Below are 15584 nucleotides of genomic sequence, written 5' to 3'. Positions count from 1 at the left end.
GCATTCGCCTTGCGGGCGTTGACAACGATTTGTTCGGTGGTCGGCCGCTTGGAAACCACAAACGACGAGCGGTCGCGCTGGTCCACTCGGGCGTAATGAGCGAGGACATGCAGCCGTCACATCTGCAGGAGCAGACGATCTACGAAGGAAGCACTCGATCAGCCGCATGCGCTTGCGTGTCCCTCTTAGTCTGCAAAGGACTGTCTGCCCTAGGCGACAGGTGAAGCGAAGGCAGCGCGGCGGTCGAGGAACCCGGTCCCAGCTTGATCGATGTCAGCTTCTCGAAAGCTGCACCTGCAACAATCCACGCCGATAGGCGGCACTTCGAAGGGAGTAGAGAGATGAATGTTGATCCACGGAATGCCGCAGACAATTCGTTTGAGGTTCAGCGGCCGCACCACGTCGGTCGACAGCAGGACGAGCTTAGCGCCCAAACCATCGCAGCGAGAAGTTCAGAAGACCAAGCAAACTTTGAGCAGCAGCTGAATGACTTGGCTCTAGATGACTTGGATTCGGTCTACCCCACCGCGGCGCCAGTCTCCTTAGCGGCAGATTCCGCGAGCGCCGCGCCCTCATCTGCGCCAAACGAGGCGATCTCGGAACCCAGTCGCTATCCAGCCTCATCATACGTCAGTGGGCGCGCTCAGCTTGCCGCAACACTGACGGGAGCCACTCTTGAAGCACTTCGGAACGAGATCGAACTTGCCGCGCAACAGGCAGCACGTTGGTCATCGGCGACCGACGCTGCCATTGATCGAGATCGTGTATTCGACGACGTGGCGAGGTCGTCATATGTCACACTGCGGCGTTTTCAGAATCAGGACACTGATTGCAAGCCGCACACGGAAGAAAACACGAGTGCAATATCTCATGTCCGCAACACGGCTCGAGATCATTCTTCCGTTGGAGATCCTCTGGAGCGGTATCCCCTGGACCGAGCCCGCCAGGCTGGTTGGCATATGCGGGGAAAGACTACAGTCTCAGCCTTCGTATCGTTAGTCGAGGATCCGTCAAAACTTGTCGTCTCTCGCGATCCGTGGGCGAGAGCGATTGCCAACAATGCGGACGCGCTACACACCTACACCGTACCGAAGACCACAATCTGGACGCCCGACGACGTGCTGAGTAGCATTGGGCTTGGAATGAACGCCGAGGATCAGGACACCATCGATGGAGACGTCGATTTGATGTGCTCACTGGGCAGAACGCCGACCCGCGAAACCGAGCGCCTGTTCCTTGGAGGCAATTTGGAAAGCTACCGCACCAGTAGTGAAGCAAATCCCTACAAGCGCGAGAGTAATGAGTAGATGGTCGATCGCGCCATTTGGCAGGTTCGTTGGCGACCAAGCGCCACAACACCCTGCAACGAAGAAAAGCGGCGCATCAGCTCCGCCTCATGCACAACAGATTAAGCGTAAGGGGGGCGACCGACGGCCCGATGAAGGCGCCGATCGAGCCGTACAGCGGTTGACAGTTCCGACGGAAGGTCAGGAGGACACCGATGTTGTCCCCTCATCCCTTTCCACTCGTTGAAGCATCGTGGCATCTTGGGTGCATTGTGTCGCGAGGCAGGAATTTATCAGGCGGCTTCAGGGGTTGGCAGGCGGATTTGGCGAGGTAAGCCGCTGAAAGCGCAGCATCCCTCGCGTTAGCTAACTCTTTCTGACAATGATCGCGCCTCAACCAACAGTGTTTCGGCCGCGGTCGCATCATACATTCACTCACCCGTAGCAAGCGGCGCTATGGCATTACAGTCGATCCGCAACCTGGATGCGTTCCATCAAAACAATCGATTTTGCCGAGCATGCCGAAAGGCCTCATAGTCGATCGCAATGTATGGAGACCGCAATCAAGATGACGTCTGGCAATCGATTCTCTCCTCAGTCCCCTACCGAACAATTTGGCTCGAGCGATCGGCAGTCTCGCGTCACATCGACGTCCCGCGCCCGCCCCGATTTTCCCACTAAATTGCCGAGTATGAGGCAGATTGGATTGGCCGATCTTTGGCGTCACAGCCGAACGACTGCCTCTTCGCGCGCTTCAAAGGCGTTATGGCGCTACGCTTGATTGGACAGACAAATGCTCACGACCTTGGACAGAGCGCGATTGACCTTCGCACAGCTCGGCAGCATGGCCCCACTGTGTCGTCATTGCCTCACAAGGAGTCCGATGTTGATGGCGCCGATACAAAGAGCCCTTAAAGGCACTTGAATCTCACCCAGCGTCAGATTGTAGGATTTACGACAGTCTCGCGACAGACTCCACTCGCGTGAACTCTTCCTGACAGGTAGCGACAATTGCGAACGTCTCAGAATCTCAATGCTCGGCCGATACGGCTTGGGACACTGCTCGACTGCTCCGATTCAGATCTTGCATCGTTAATCTGCTTTGTGAACGCAAGACGAAGCGCGCTCTTCGCAGTCAGGCGAGGATCCAGCGCGCGAGAACAAGGCGAGCAATCGCCGTACCGATCACAGGCTGAGTCCAAGCTCGAGACTAGATCGTTCTTGCGCCGTTCAACCCGTCTGACGAAATTGAGCCGGCCTCACTGCCTCAGACAATGCGCGACAGCAATGCCAGGCTCAATTTGTCCTTCCTTGGCAGCCTTCGCTCGGCTGGCGCGGAGAAAATCTTGGAAGTAACCGAGCTTCAGGACGGTTGACATCATGTTTGGCCATTATCACCGGCTGGCGAGACAATGTCTAACCCGCCCATCGGCGTGTTGAGCGTTTCATCGCATCTTGGCCTTTTACAGCCTGTCGTCCGCCGCATAGCGCGTAAACTGTCTTAAACGCGGAAAACTTGTATCGTAGTGACTTGACGACACTACGGGCTCAACAGCCTTGCAGGACTGACCGCGGATCAAGACGATTTGGGAGTTCCAATGTCGGTTTCGCAAGTCCGTTCGGCGGCAAATACAGCCGCTCTCGCCTGCGCTTTCCTTTCACTCCGCGAGTTTGGCGCGATCGCCACTGCAGGCGTTCGCGTAATGCATGCAGCCATCGCTATGTTTAGCCCGCAGATGAATCAGCACATCGCCAGGGCTCTCGTCCTCGTGAGAGATTGCCGATCACTTGCCGGCGTAAAGGAGATTTTGAGCCCCGCCGCGGGCTGGAACCATCCGCCGCAGGCCCCCGCCTATCCGCCGACGGCGGACGTGCACTGCCTGCCAACAGGCTCTTGCGTATCGCGCACGGGTTTTCGAATTCACGCCAAAGCGGCATCCTCTGGGTTCCGCCGATCGTCATGGTCAAGCGTGACACGCTCAAGTCCTGCCAAGGATGGAGGAGAGGCGATGAATGCGAATTCTCCTGGTTGATCATCATGCGGACTTTGGCCGCGCCGTGAAGGAAACGCTGCTGAATTGCGGGTTCGCCGTCGACGTGACGCGGACGCTGGATGAGGCGTCGGCCGCGTTGGATTGCGCGAACTACCACATGATACTGCTCGACTCCTTCTTGCCCGATGGAGATGGTTTGGACTGGTTGAAGCAGTTGCGGCGCGAAGGACGATCAATGCCGACTATGATGATGAGCAATCTCAATGATCTCAGTCGGCGGATTGCGATCTTCAACGCCGGAGCGGATGATTTTCTGCCCAAACCCGTTTCTATCGACGAGCTCGTTGCTCGCATGCGAGCTATTCTGCGACGATCAACGCAGATGACGGCGCCGGTGGTGACATTCGGGAATCTGCATTTCGATCCGATCGCGAGACAAGTCTCCGTCGGTGGACGAGTACTGAGAATTGCGCGCCGCGAAGTGTGCATTCTTGAACATTTGCTCAACCGCGCGGGCCGTACCGTGCCGCGCGCATCGCTCGAAGAAAGCTTGTATGCATTTGACGACGAGGTCTCGACCAATGCGCTGGAAGTCGGGATTTATCGCCTGCGCACGCATTTGAGCCAGGCGGGTGCAACGCTCAGGATCAAGACCGCGCGCGGTGTCGGTTACACCCTTGAACTCGTTGGCGCAGCATCGGCTGCCTAGCCGATCGAACTTGAAAGCAGCACTTCCTTGAACTTCGTCAACAATGACGCCGGCGCTGATGGACCGTCGATGGTCGCCAGCGGCTCGCATTATGCCGCTTTTCCCCGCCTCTGCTACGCCCTGTGCGCAGTTGCTCTGCTACTTCCGCTTGCTGCCGCGGCTCAGGCAAAGCGAGATGGCAAAGGAGAACCGCCACGAGCCGCGCCTGGCAGCACCACCGGCACGCTCAACCTTACCTCCTCACAGGGAAAGACAGTTCATCTGACCGGACCGGCTGCGAGCATTTTTATTGCCGACCCTGCCATTGCGGATTATCAGGCGCCGTCGAACACCACGATTTTCGTGTTTGGCAAAAAGTCGGGACGGACTAGCCTGTTCGCCCTAAACGACAATGGAGAGGCTCTCGCCGAGCTGCGTGTTGTCGTCACCCAACCGATCGAGGATCTGCGGGCCGCGCTGAAGGCCGAGGTCGGCGACTATCCGATTCAGGTCAGCTATACCCCGCGCGGCGCGATCCTTAGCGGTACGGCGCCTAATGCCGAGGTCGTCGAGACCGCCAGGAAGGTCACTGAGCAGTTTCTTGGGGCTGGCGCGCTGGTTGTCAACAAGATCCAGGTCGCCGGCTCATTACAGGTGAATCTCAGCGTACGGGTGGCAGAGGTCTCCCGCATCGCCGCCAAGGATCTCAACATCAACTTCACTGCCTCGAGCCCAAACGGCGCTTTCCTTGTCACCGGCAAAGGGGGAGGGTCCGGCGCAGCCGGCGGCGGCGGCACGATCGGGATTGGATTTAGCGCCGGCAACACCAACTTGAGCGCTGTTCTGGACGCTCTCGCAAGCGAGCACCTCGCCTCAATCCTGGCTGAGCCGAATCTGACGGCGATGTCCGGCGAAGCCGCAAGCTTCCTCGCCGGCGGCGAATTCCCTATTCCGGTGATGCAGGATAACCGGCAGGTTTCGGTCCAATTTCGCCAATTCGGCGTGAGCCTCGAGTTCGTTCCAACGGTTCTCAACAATAATCAGATCAATATCCGTGTGAAGCCCGAAGTCAGCGAACTCTCGAGCGAAGGCGAAGTCAAAATCAATGGCATGGCGGTCCCTGCCCTCTCCACTCGGCGGGCGAGCACCGTGGTCGAGCTCGCCAGCGGTCAGAGCTTTGCAATCGGCGGCCTTATCAGGCGCAACTTCAACACTGATATCGGCGAGTTTCCCTGGCTCGGCGATGTGCCGATCCTGGGCGCGCTTTTTCGCTCCTCATCGTTTCAAAAACGTGAAACCGAGTTGGTCATTATTGTCACGCCCTACATCGTGCGGCCCGGACCGAATCCGAACCGGATGAGTGCGCCGAGCGACCGCATCTCACCGCCCTCAGACGCGGGGCGGATTTTGACGAACACGGTGGCCCGGCCGCCGCGAGAGCGCGATGCGCCTCGCGCCAGCGCACCAGGATCGACCGGCAGCGCGGGCTTTATTATCGAATGAGGATCGGCAAATGACTTTGCGACATCTGTGCTACCCGATCGTTATTGGAACAACATTGGGGGGCTGCGCAAATACTGCCTCGATCCAGCCCGGGCCGGCTGACCAAGAGATCCAGGTCGAGCAGAAGAGTAACGTGCTGTTCCTGCAGAGCCTTCGTGGCCCCGAACGGCATCGGCTGCGAAGCTTTATTGCAGCGACCAGTCGCGGCCGGCTGGATGCCCTCCATGTGGGTGTCATCGGCCCGCCCAGACTCATTGCACAGGTGGCCCACGAGGCTCGCGCCATGGGCGTTGCCACCTACAACATCCGCCTGTCCGCTTCTCGTGTGGATTTGCCGGCTCGTTCCGGGGTGAGGATCGAAGCGATCACTTTCGAAGCCCATCCTCCGGTCTGCCCATCGCTCTCCATCGTCGGTCCTACAGTGAACGACAATTCGTTCAATCCAACCCTTGGCTGCTCAGTCCGGAATAACCTTGCGGTCATGGTCAATGAACCTGGCGACTTGTTAGGCAATGGCGCTGTCATGCCGACCAGTGGTGATCGTGCAGTGCTTCCCATCACCGCACGTGGGGCCACGTCGGGGGGCAACAGGAGCAATTTGGAGGATGAAACGCATAACAGGGTTGCGCCAGAAACCCAATAAGCGGCTCGTAAGACCCGAGCAGCATGAACGTCGGTTGGCCATTCTTGTCCATATCAGTCTTGGAATCGGCCGACGAGCCTCCGGGAATCCAATCTTTGCTCGATCCTTTCTTGGGATCGTGCAGCTTACAGATTAGGTTTTGGGACAGTTGGATCGTTGACCAGAGGTTTGAGCGCATCGCTGTTTTGTGCGACGCTAAACTAGGCCGGCGGCAAAGACTGCCTTTGCAGCCCTCTCGAAACACTCCATCGGAACGGCCTTGCCCATCGCACCTTTTCGGATCAGCTGACGCGCCAACACATGATCCTCGACAATGCTCAGACGTTGGGCGCGCGCCTCCGCCAGTAACTGTGAAGCCGTTTCGCCCTCGCCGCGGCACACGAGTACTGGGACGCCGGTCTCGCCCCGCACGTAGCGCAGCCCAATCAATGTCGCTCGCCCCGTCAGTATCAATGTCGCCCGATGGATGCCGAGCGGACACTCGTTCGCCGACTCCCGACGGAGCCTACGGTGTTCACCCTTGATCTGCGGATTACCATCCTGTTCCTTGGACTCGCGCTTGGCTTCGCTCTGCGTCATGCGCATGTCGCGCAAGAACAACCAACGCTGAATGAGCAGATCGGCCAAGCCGCCAATCAGAAGAGCGCCGGCAGCAATCGCGATCAGCACTTTGAGCTCTTTAAAGACAAAACCAAAGCAGCTCAAATCGCACACAGGCAAGTATACCAGTGCCCTCCAACTTGCGAGCACAGTGAAAACGAACGTGGCGCCAAGAACCAAAACTTTGACGATAGACTTTCCAAGCTCGACAACCGACCGCTGGGAGACAATCCGCTTCAGCCCTTTGACGGGGTCCAATTTCTCAAAGCTGGGTTTAAGCGGCTCAACCGAAATCGTCAGCCCGCCGCCGGCCAAGACACCGGCCAGAATCGCCGCGACAACCGCCGCAGCTAGGATGGGAGCCGCGGCTGTTATAGAAAGGTCCATCAATCCGACCAGCGCCTGCCGGGCCGCACTGTTGAAGGGCTGTTCCTGCAGCTTGTCGGTGAGCCGCACAGCTTCGCGCCATCCGTCTTCGATCGCGCCCGCCCTGAAGCACAGGCAGCCGAAACCAGCGCAAAGGCTTACCGCGGTCACAAAGTCGGCGCTGCGCGGGCTCTGCCCTTTCTTACGCGCGTCCCTCAGCTTCTTGTGACTTGGTGGAAGATTTTTCTCTTCGCTCGTGTCGCTCATTTCAAGAACTTCTCGAGCCACTCCAGCACGCCGTTGAACCGAATGATCTCTGCTCCCATATATTCGATCAGGAAGACGGCGTAGCTGACCATAAAGATTCCAAAGGCGGCATTCTTGATAGTCGGAGAGAGATCGTTCAGCTTGATTTGCGGCGCAAAGCGCCCGAGCAGCATGAGGGATACGTCAATCAGAAGCAGCAGAGCCAGCACGGGCCCGGCGACCACGAGAGTCGTATGCATGATATGGTCGAGAAGCCCGATAAACTCCATTGCCCCTTGCTGGGTCAGCGGAGGTAGCAGCCGATACACGGGCCAGATCAGATAACTTCCATAGAGGCATCTGACCATGGTCTGCAGACCTCCTGATACAACGAAGATCGTAACCGCGGCAGTCCCGAGAAAGAGCCCCATCGCGGCGGTTTGACTGCGTGTCGCAGGATCGTCCAGCTGGCTGGAGATGCCGCGCTGGGTATCAATGATGTCACCAACGGCCTGGATGCTCCAAAGTGGTATACTAAGCAGAAAACCAAACACCAGGCCGATAAATATCTCCTTCAAACCGAGGAGCGAGACCGCAACCATACGGGTGCCCGGATCTAGTGTCTGCAAGCCGTTTCTGATCTGCATCAAGCAAGGCAATCCAATCACAATCGTCGCGCTTGCGCGGATAATCCCGCCAATGTGCGGTCGCGTGAATACCGGAAGAACCAGCATAATGCCGAGGGCCCGGGCCGCGCCAAGACCGGCCGCAACGACGAACTCGACAGCAGTCTGAACCAGAGCTTGCGTCTCGGTGGGTGACAAGGCATCCATTTGAGCTCAGCTCGTCGTGCCTTCAGCCAATGCAGCTGTCGCACTCACGTCGCCATGATGTGAGACGTCAAGAACTCTGCAGATCTCGGGTCCCAGCGGTTGCAGAGCGACAGGCCTCCCAGGGCAGATGACTTCGGCTTCAACTATCCATATGACTACCGCCATCGGGCGCAGACCATTCGATGAGAGCACCCGCGAAATCGCGCGCGGCCTATAAGCCACGCTTCTTCCGCTCTCACCGGCCGCAGCACGGTTTGGAGATCTGAGGGCCAATTTCGCAGTCTATGGAGATCGCTCTCGAGCAACACCTTCATTCGCAGGCTCATTCACCAGAATGCCAGAAACTTGGGGCCGCTTGCAATCAAAGCGGTTGCCCGTTCACTTGTGTCGACAACTCGCCAGGCTGTGCATCGAGGACCAGGTCTCAGCAGGTAATTCCATCACATCGTAAGCACACCTGAATCGAACGGATAGAAATTCCAAATGGAGTCATCCTTCCTCCGAATACGGCGGGCTCATAGAGCCGAACAGGACAGTTCGGATGTCTATCCGTCTCATAATAGTGAGGCGAGCTTTCGATAAGATGACGAACTCGCTTTTTGTGGTTCGCAATGAGGGCCAACAAACGAGACGCTATAGCTGAAACGTAGACAGGCTTGCGTTCCGCGCGCACTAATACCTCGCTGTGAGCGCGGGGAACTCAGTAAAGATACGCTGGGCTTGCTCGATCAGGGGCGCGCTCAGCACCGGAGCAAACAGAACGAGCACGGCGACGACGACGAGGAGCTTCACGGTAAGCGGCAAGGTTTGATCCTGGAGCTGGGTTGCTGCCTGCACGATGCCAATACCCAATCCGGCCACGAGGGCTGCCAGAAGCGGCGGTAGAACCCAGATCATGAACAGGACTAATGATCGGCTCAGGTGGGTGAGAATGCTGGCCTCGTCCATCTCACCCCCCCGGGGATGCGTAGCTTAAGACCAGTCCGTGCATGAGCCGCGACCAGCCGTCGATTGTGACGAACAGAAAGAGCTTGAAAGGAACGGATATCATTGTTGGTGATACCATTGACATGCCCATGGCCATCAGAATTGTCGTCACAATCAGGTCGATCGTGATGAACGGAAGATAGAGAAGGAAACCGATTTCAAACGCACGCTTAAGCTCCGAGATCAAAAAAGACGGCACGAGGATCGCAAAATCGTCGGCTGTTGCGTTGGCGCGCATCTCCTCCGACCAGATATGTTCCGTCGACGACAAGAAGAACGTGCGCTGCTCCTCAGTGGTGAACTTTTTGAGATGGGCGCGCAGCGGCTCGCTGCCTTCCTTGGCGGCGGTCAACCAGTCATCGGCGGTTTGGTAACGAAGTTGCGTATCGGTCACGCGGTTGTAGGTTTGCTCGAATACTGGGGCCCCTATGAATATGGTAAGGATCAATGCAGCACCATACAAAACGATGTTCGGTGGTATGGACTGAGTGCCGAGCGCGTTGCGGATCAGGAAGAGAACGACGGAAACCTTGATGAACGCCGTCGTTGTGACAACCGCGAACGCCAGCAGGCCAAGACCGGCGGTCGCCGCAACAAGCGCAAGGATGCTCGGTTGAATGTCAACCATTGAGCGCCAACTTGCTCAGTAACCGGATGCCCAACGCTTCACCGACACGTACAATGTCGCCGCGGCCGATCAATTGACCATTGGCAACAATGTCGACCGGACCGTCCACCGGCCGGCCAAGCTCGAACACGTGCCCCTCGTTGATGCTTCTCAACGTACCCAGCGTTATGGGCCAGCGGCCGCATTCGAACACAAGCGTGATCTCAACACTGTCGATGTCGGCTTCCGAGGGCGGGATTGCTTGTTCAGCTTGGGGGCGTATCGTCATATTTGCATACCTTAGAGGATGGGACTGCAGGCGGAATGGTCCCCGAAGGATAAGTCTGTCGCCCGCCACCTGCGCCGGCGCCCACAACTTGTCCGCAGCGAGGATGAGCTGGCCATGGGCAAAGGGAATGACCTCGGGCAGCAGTGCGTCGCCGGGCTGTGCTTGGCGAAGAAGCTTGATGGGCGCGCGCAGCGAGCCGATCTCTCTCGCAATTACGACCGGCAATTCCGAAGAAATCTTACCTAGATCTCGCGGTAATTGGCCGATCAACTCGCCTAAGACACGAAACGCAGACGGAACCAGACCGTCAAGAGGCGCGAACAAGAACAGGCGAGCCTTGGCCGCCAGCGGCCCGAAAGTAACGTCGAACTCCAAATAGGGGTCTCTGGCCGTTGTGTCTTCGACGCGGATCAGCTGCAAATTCCGCGCGAGCACGATCTCTAATGCAGCGAGCCAAGGTTCCAGTGCAAGTTCGAGAAGGAGCGAGCGAGTTGGGCCGGAAGGTAAAGTAAGGCCATGCTGGATCGTTGAAATCAGTGCCTCGACGAGAAGGCGGGGCAAGGACAACACAGCGGTCTCGCCTTCGGCGCAAAATACGCAGTCGAGCACCGACGTGGCATATGGCTCGGCCTGCCAAACAAGCCGGCTCACACGGATCGATAGCGGCTTATCGCCAATGCGGCTCTGCAGAACCGTGCGCGGTGCGGCGGTCTCGTTGAGCCAGGAGACCACTTCATGCGACAGCTTTGCCGCTGGCTGATATAGTGCGGGTTCACCCATGGCATTTATCGACAGGTTCCGCGGGCGCAGCTCGCGAGTTGATAAGAGAACCAGCCATTAGTTCGAGTCATCGACCGTCTGGCTGCGCGAACCACCCTGATATCGGAGCAAAACCTCATCGTCGGCATCGATTTCGGCTGCAAACTCCGAACGGACAGCGGTAGTGCGCTGGACATCGCCCTCAATCTCCTGCCATTTCTGGCTCGCCGCCGAACGCTTGGCCCATATGGTCCGCGCCTCATTCACCGCCCGCTGGGCCTGCTCATGCGCGATGCGCGCCTGCTCACGCGCCTGGCGTGCCGATTCGATCTCTGCTGCCAGCCGCCCAAGGACGAGTTGACAGCGACGATCGAGCTCGGTCACGGACATCATCTCGAGCGACGCCAGCTCCTGATAAAGTTCAGCTTCGGCCTTGGCGCGACGATCCTGCGCGCCTTTAAGATTCTCAGACGCTCGCTGCAGCGCTGCGACCGCAATTTGGCGCCTGGCTTCCATGTTCGACAATTCACGAAGCGCGCTTCGCTCTCTCATGTCTTTCACGAGCCGCAATTTCGACGCTTGCACGAGATTCAGGCCGTCAGACGCGACATCCATGAAACGGTCTCCTCAAAGCTCGACGGCTCGTCCTGTGCCTGGCGCAAGAATGCGCGCAGTTCCTCGATTGACTCGATTGCCCGATCAGTCAGTGGATCGTTGCCCGGCTTGTATTCACCGACCTTGATCAGGAACTCAGCCTCATTGTAGCGCGAGAGCAGATCGCGGAATGCGGATGCCGCCTTGCGATGTGGACCAGAGGCGACCGCATCCATGACACGACTTCGGCTGGACAGCACGTCGATGGCGGGAAAATGCTCTCGGGAGGCCAGCGCGCGCGAAAGAATGATATGACCATCGAGAATGCCGCGCGACTCTTCGGCGATCGGATCGCCCGTGCCGTCACCTTCGACAAGCACGGTATAGAATGCCGTGATCGAGCCCCGCTCGCCCATACCGGCTCGCTCCAACAGACCAGGAAGCAGCGCAAAGACGGAAGGAGGAAAGCCGCGCCGGGTGGGAGGTTCTCCGGCGGCAAGGCCGATTTCGCGCATCGCACGGCTAAAGCGGGTCAGCGAATCCATCATCAGAACGACCTGCAGCCCTTGATCACGAAAATACTCGGCGAGTGCGGTCGCCATATGAGCGCATTGCGCCCGCTCCATTGCCGATCGATCGGATGTCTCAACGACAACGATCGTGCGAGCGAGGGCATCTCCAAGATGACGTTCGATGAATTCACGCACCTCGCGCCCACGCTCCCCTATGAGAGCAACCACGGTGACATCGGCGGCCGCGCCTTTTACAATTTGCGACATCAGCGTCGACTTACCGCAACCGGCATCTCCATAGATTCCGATGCGCTGACCTTCGCCACACGTCAGAAGTCCATCCAGAACGCGAACGCCGAGCGGAAACGGCTGCTCGATGCCACGCCGCCTCATCGGGTTGGGCGCCTTGCCGCGGAGCGGACAAGTGTGGACCGTCCTTAGCGGCCCCTTGCCATCGAGTGGACGGCCGAAGCTATCGATCACGCGGCCGAGCAGGCCAGGCCCGACTGACACTTCCTGCATGCGCCCTGTTGGGAGCACTTCCGCGCGGTGGGACAAGCCTACCATATCGCCAATGGGCGTCAGCAAAACCCCGTCCGGCAGCAAACCGATGACTTCCGCTTCAAGTGACCATCCGGAAGCGTGATCCTGCAATAGGCAAAGTTCTCCAACACGGGCCCCTGGCAACACGGCATGGAGCAAGGTGCCGATCGCACGCGTGATCCGTCCCCGCACGGCACGCGTATCGACCTCCTTTGCTGCGAATCTCAGAGATGCTATCGCCGAATGCACATCTCCTTCTCCGCCGGCTTGATCATGGCCTGATTGTTGCGTCGTCACGGTTAGCTTTCCTGAGAAGATGGATCAAGGCCGAGACGCAATGTGCGGAGCTGCGCGGCAAGTCCTAAATCGACACTGCCGAACTCACTCCACAGAACGCACTGGTCCGGCCCCACGGCAGGGTCCGGATCGATTCTGACTTTCGGCCGACTATTCGTTCCATCGAACGCCAGGAATTCATGTCTTAGTGCATCAGCGTTCACAGGAGACACGTGAAGGCATATTTCTGCGCTGCCATATCTTTTCTCGACAGCGTGACGAACGGTTCTTACCAACATCTCACCCGGATCAAAGGAGCCCAACAAATCGGTCAATATCTCAATGACGAGCTGTGGTAACTCCTGTTGCAGAACAGCTTTTCGGCCGGCCACATCGGAAGCAGCTCGGGCAATCAGCTGTGCCATTTCGTCCGAGCCTGACCTTAGACCCTCGCAGTGCCCGCGCTCCCGCTCCTGCTGATAGGCCTTCCTTGCCCAACTGCGAACCTGCCGCAGGTATCGCTCGGCTAGCGCGCGCGTCTGCACCGCATCGTACCAGATGCCAAGTTCCGCGGCTGGTATGAGCGGACCGAGCGGCCGTATCTGCGGGCTATATGGCAAGACTGTTTCATTGGCCGTCATGCCGCTGGCTCCTGCGTGGCCAAGTGGGCCACCACCAAAGACAGTAACTGACCCGCTGAGTTGTGGTGTTCGGCTGCCGGAGATTCGGCGGTGGTCCCCACAGGTAAGCGGAGAAGAACGCGCACACGGTCAAGCTCTGATGCGTCCTTGAGCCAAGCGCCAAGGCAGGCAAATCCGTCATTTTCAATCTGGCTCGCGAGCTTCTGCGAATCGTCAATCGATGTGGTTGCGACGGCGCTGGATAAGTGTCGGATTGCGAAAGCATGTGCTTCGGCACCAATGTTTTCGATCAGAATCGCTACATCATGCCTTGAGACAAGCTTCAGCACCGAACGGGCATGCCAGATACTGCCAGCGAGCAGCGCCGCCCGACGCGGCTCATGCCCGAGCAGAACGTCCCTACCCCAGTCGGTTCCGCTCGAAGCCAGCTCACTACCTAGCAGCAATTCGACCAGTCTTTGCTGCAGTCTTGGAGACTTCTGCAACTGCAGCACTGTGGCGTCCGACAGAAGCCCATCAAGATGGCCGGCAAACCGGCTGGGATGGATCAAAGCGGCAAGCTCGCGCAGGCGATCGGAATGCGGGTTGAGTGAATAAGTTGGGTTAGTGGATGCCATCGATACGGACCTGCTGCCGCTATTTCGGATCGGAGGAGAGCTTTTTGCCGGCGGACTGGCCCGCTGGCTTGCTGGCATCTCTGCCGAAACTTGTCACTTTGAGCCAGGATTGACGAAGCTGTCGCCCACGTGTGCTCAGCAGCACGTAAGATAGAATGCCCAACGCGGCGAGCCCACCTCCTGCACCAATCGCAATGTGGGTTGCAATGAACTTGGTTGGTTCGGTGGAAGCTGCCGCTGGCACAACGGAGACCTCATGCTGAGCCCGCTCAACCGGCACGAACACGACCGCCACCTTGTCGTATGATAGACCTTCGATGCTGTTGGCGACGAGCATCTTGATCTGCGGCAGCAAGGCTGAGAGCTTCGCATTCGAGGCGTATCGAATGAACACCGACGCCGAAGACGGGGTTGCATCCTGTCGCAAAAGATCATTCTTCGGCAGAACGACATGAACACGGGCGGAGAGAACCCCATCGATATCGTTGATCGTGCGCGACAATTCTTCACTGAGAGCATAGACGTAGCGGGCTCGCTCCTCAACCGGAGAGGCAACGAGGCCCGCCCCCTTGAACACCTCACCAAGGCTCTTGAAGGGTTGGCGCGGCAAGCCCTGGTTATTCAGAAGCTCGATTGAGTAGGCGAGCTGCTTTTCTTCCACCTGAATTGTGCTGGTCCCATCCTTACCGACAACACGGATGGCATCGACGCCCTTGCTCAGGAGCAGCCCAAGCATCTCGTTGGCTTCGCGTTCTTGCACTTTGGTATACAGATCAGCTTTGCAACCGGCGAGGGCCACCAAAAACGGCAACAGGACGAGAGCATGAAGCCGCTTTCTTGCGGGACAGCCGTTACCGACCTTGTCTTTCGTCAAGACAGCCAATGGCCCGCTCAGCCTGCCGATAGAAGCTTGTTCAGAGATGAACTGACAGCACCTGTGCCCTTGGAGACGAGCGAAACCTGGATAACGCCGTTGTAAACATCCCGCAGATTCGCCAGCGCCGAATCGAAATGATCCGCGCCTTCCGGTTTGCCCGCCGGATTTACCTCGACTTGCTGCACACGCAAGACTGGTTGCGCTGCCGGCCCAAGCTGGAAACCCTTGGTAGGATCAGGCTCGCCGACGAGCGTCGGCGAAACTGTACCCGACCGAAATGGTTTGCCCTGATGGATAGCAGAAATGCTCTGAAGGACACGATCGCCGAGCGGGCTCGGCGACATGACTGCGCGCGGTACTTCCGGCAGCAATGGAGCTGGCGCGCGCTCGCTCACAGAAGAGACGGCACCTTGGTTCGAGGCCGCCTGCGCAAGACTCTCATCAAACTGGGCGTGTGCCGGCGAACAGCCGTTGGAGGCACACTCGACGGAGTTGACAGGGGTCGGCGTAATGCCAAACAACATGGAGGAAATCATTTCTGTCACGTAGTGAGGTGAGCCATCAGTTCACACGAACGGGCCGGCACCTTAGAAAAGCAAGCTGACCAAAAACTGACGAGCAGCTGTCATCTAATGATCACGGTCAGCTCCCAATTTTCGACGAGGCAGCGGCTTCCAAATTGGGACGAATTCCAGTGCTTGTTCTCAAGCGAAAAAATAGCAG

General features: G+C 58.1%; 15 protein-coding genes. 4 read left to right on the top strand and 11 right to left on the bottom strand.

Features of this window, described 5'->3' with window-relative positions; translation table 11 throughout:
- Positions 1 to 341: 341 nt before the first annotated feature.
- The 4 genes from WN72_RS08625 (at position 342) to WN72_RS08610 (ending at position 6114) form a co-directional block, all read left to right on the top strand.
- Positions 342 to 1307, top strand: a complete 966-nt coding sequence (locus WN72_RS08625; RefSeq protein ID WP_167381041.1) for a hypothetical protein — start codon at positions 342 to 344, stop codon at positions 1305 to 1307.
- 1992 nt (positions 1308 to 3299) lie between these two features.
- Positions 3300 to 3989 (top strand): response regulator, encoded by a 690-nt coding sequence (locus WN72_RS08620; protein ID WP_027563383.1) that lies wholly within the window; start codon positions 3300 to 3302, stop codon positions 3987 to 3989.
- A 69-nt stretch (positions 3990 to 4058) separates the two neighbouring features.
- Positions 4059 to 5471 (top strand): type II and III secretion system protein family protein, encoded by a 1413-nt coding sequence (locus WN72_RS08615; protein WP_244553900.1) that lies wholly within the window; start codon positions 4059 to 4061, stop codon positions 5469 to 5471.
- 10 nt (positions 5472 to 5481) lie between these two features.
- Positions 5482 to 6114 (top strand): CpaD family pilus assembly lipoprotein, encoded by a 633-nt coding sequence (locus WN72_RS08610; RefSeq protein WP_092218266.1) that lies wholly within the window; start codon positions 5482 to 5484, stop codon positions 6112 to 6114.
- Positions 6115 to 6309: 195 nt separating this feature from the next.
- On the opposite strand, the gene WN72_RS08605 is transcribed toward WN72_RS08610, so the two are convergent.
- The 11 genes from WN72_RS08605 to WN72_RS08555 form a co-directional block, all read right to left on the bottom strand.
- Positions 6310 to 7347 carry an EscU/YscU/HrcU family type III secretion system export apparatus switch protein gene (locus tag WN72_RS08605; RefSeq protein WP_092218267.1) on the bottom strand — a complete coding sequence of 346 codons (1038 nt, stop codon included), beginning with the start codon at positions 7345 to 7347 and terminating at the stop codon, positions 6310 to 6312.
- The gene (gene sctT / locus WN72_RS08600) at positions 7344 to 8159 is read right to left on the bottom strand and encodes a type III secretion system export apparatus subunit SctT (protein WP_092218268.1); all 816 of its coding nucleotides are present in this window, start codon (positions 8157 to 8159) and stop codon (positions 7344 to 7346) included. Before sctT ends, WN72_RS08605 begins: the two co-directional genes overlap by 4 nt.
- Positions 8160 to 8831: 672 nt before the next feature.
- Complete coding sequence (locus tag WN72_RS08595; RefSeq protein WP_027563378.1) at positions 8832 to 9107, bottom strand: EscS/YscS/HrcS family type III secretion system export apparatus protein; 276 nt, start codon at positions 9105 to 9107, stop codon at positions 8832 to 8834.
- Between the two features lies 1 nt (position 9108).
- Positions 9109 to 9774: a type III secretion system export apparatus subunit SctR gene (gene sctR / locus WN72_RS08590; RefSeq protein ID WP_092218269.1), complete on the bottom strand. Its 666-nt coding sequence runs from the start codon at positions 9772 to 9774 to the stop codon at positions 9109 to 9111.
- Positions 9767 to 10822 carry a type III secretion system cytoplasmic ring protein SctQ gene (sctQ, locus tag WN72_RS08585; protein ID WP_092218270.1) on the bottom strand — a complete coding sequence of 352 codons (1056 nt, stop codon included), beginning with the start codon at positions 10820 to 10822 and terminating at the stop codon, positions 9767 to 9769. Before sctQ ends, sctR begins: the two co-directional genes overlap by 8 nt.
- 57 nt (positions 10823 to 10879) lie before the next feature.
- Positions 10880 to 11416, bottom strand: coding sequence for a hypothetical protein (locus tag WN72_RS08580; protein ID WP_092218271.1), 537 nt, complete (start codon positions 11414 to 11416; stop codon positions 10880 to 10882).
- A complete protein-coding gene (gene sctN / locus WN72_RS08575) occupies positions 11392 to 12747 on the bottom strand; it encodes a type III secretion system ATPase SctN (RefSeq protein WP_092218272.1) in 1356 nt (451 codons plus the stop codon). The genes WN72_RS08580 and sctN overlap by 25 nt, the downstream gene beginning before the upstream one ends.
- A gap of 2 nt (positions 12748 to 12749) precedes the next feature.
- On the bottom strand, positions 12750 to 13367 hold the full coding sequence (sctL, locus tag WN72_RS08570) for a type III secretion system stator protein SctL (protein ID WP_092218273.1): 618 nt from the start codon (positions 13365 to 13367) through the stop codon (positions 12750 to 12752).
- Complete coding sequence (locus tag WN72_RS08565; protein WP_092218274.1) at positions 13364 to 13984, bottom strand: nodulation protein NolU; 621 nt, start codon at positions 13982 to 13984, stop codon at positions 13364 to 13366. The genes sctL and WN72_RS08565 overlap by 4 nt, the downstream gene beginning before the upstream one ends.
- A 19-nt stretch (positions 13985 to 14003) precedes the next feature.
- Complete coding sequence (sctJ, locus tag WN72_RS08560) at positions 14004 to 14858, bottom strand: type III secretion system inner membrane ring lipoprotein SctJ (RefSeq protein WP_092218321.1); 855 nt, start codon at positions 14856 to 14858, stop codon at positions 14004 to 14006.
- A 17-nt stretch (positions 14859 to 14875) separates the two neighbouring features.
- Positions 14876 to 15397, bottom strand: a complete 522-nt coding sequence (locus WN72_RS08555; protein ID WP_244553894.1) for a nodulation protein NolB — start codon at positions 15395 to 15397, stop codon at positions 14876 to 14878.
- Between the last annotated feature and the right edge of the window lie 187 nt (positions 15398 to 15584).

The sequence above is a fragment of the Bradyrhizobium arachidis genome (assembly GCF_015291705.1).
Classification (GTDB): domain Bacteria; phylum Pseudomonadota; class Alphaproteobacteria; order Rhizobiales; family Xanthobacteraceae; genus Bradyrhizobium; species Bradyrhizobium arachidis.
This window is presented reverse-complemented; position numbering and strand designations above follow the sequence as displayed.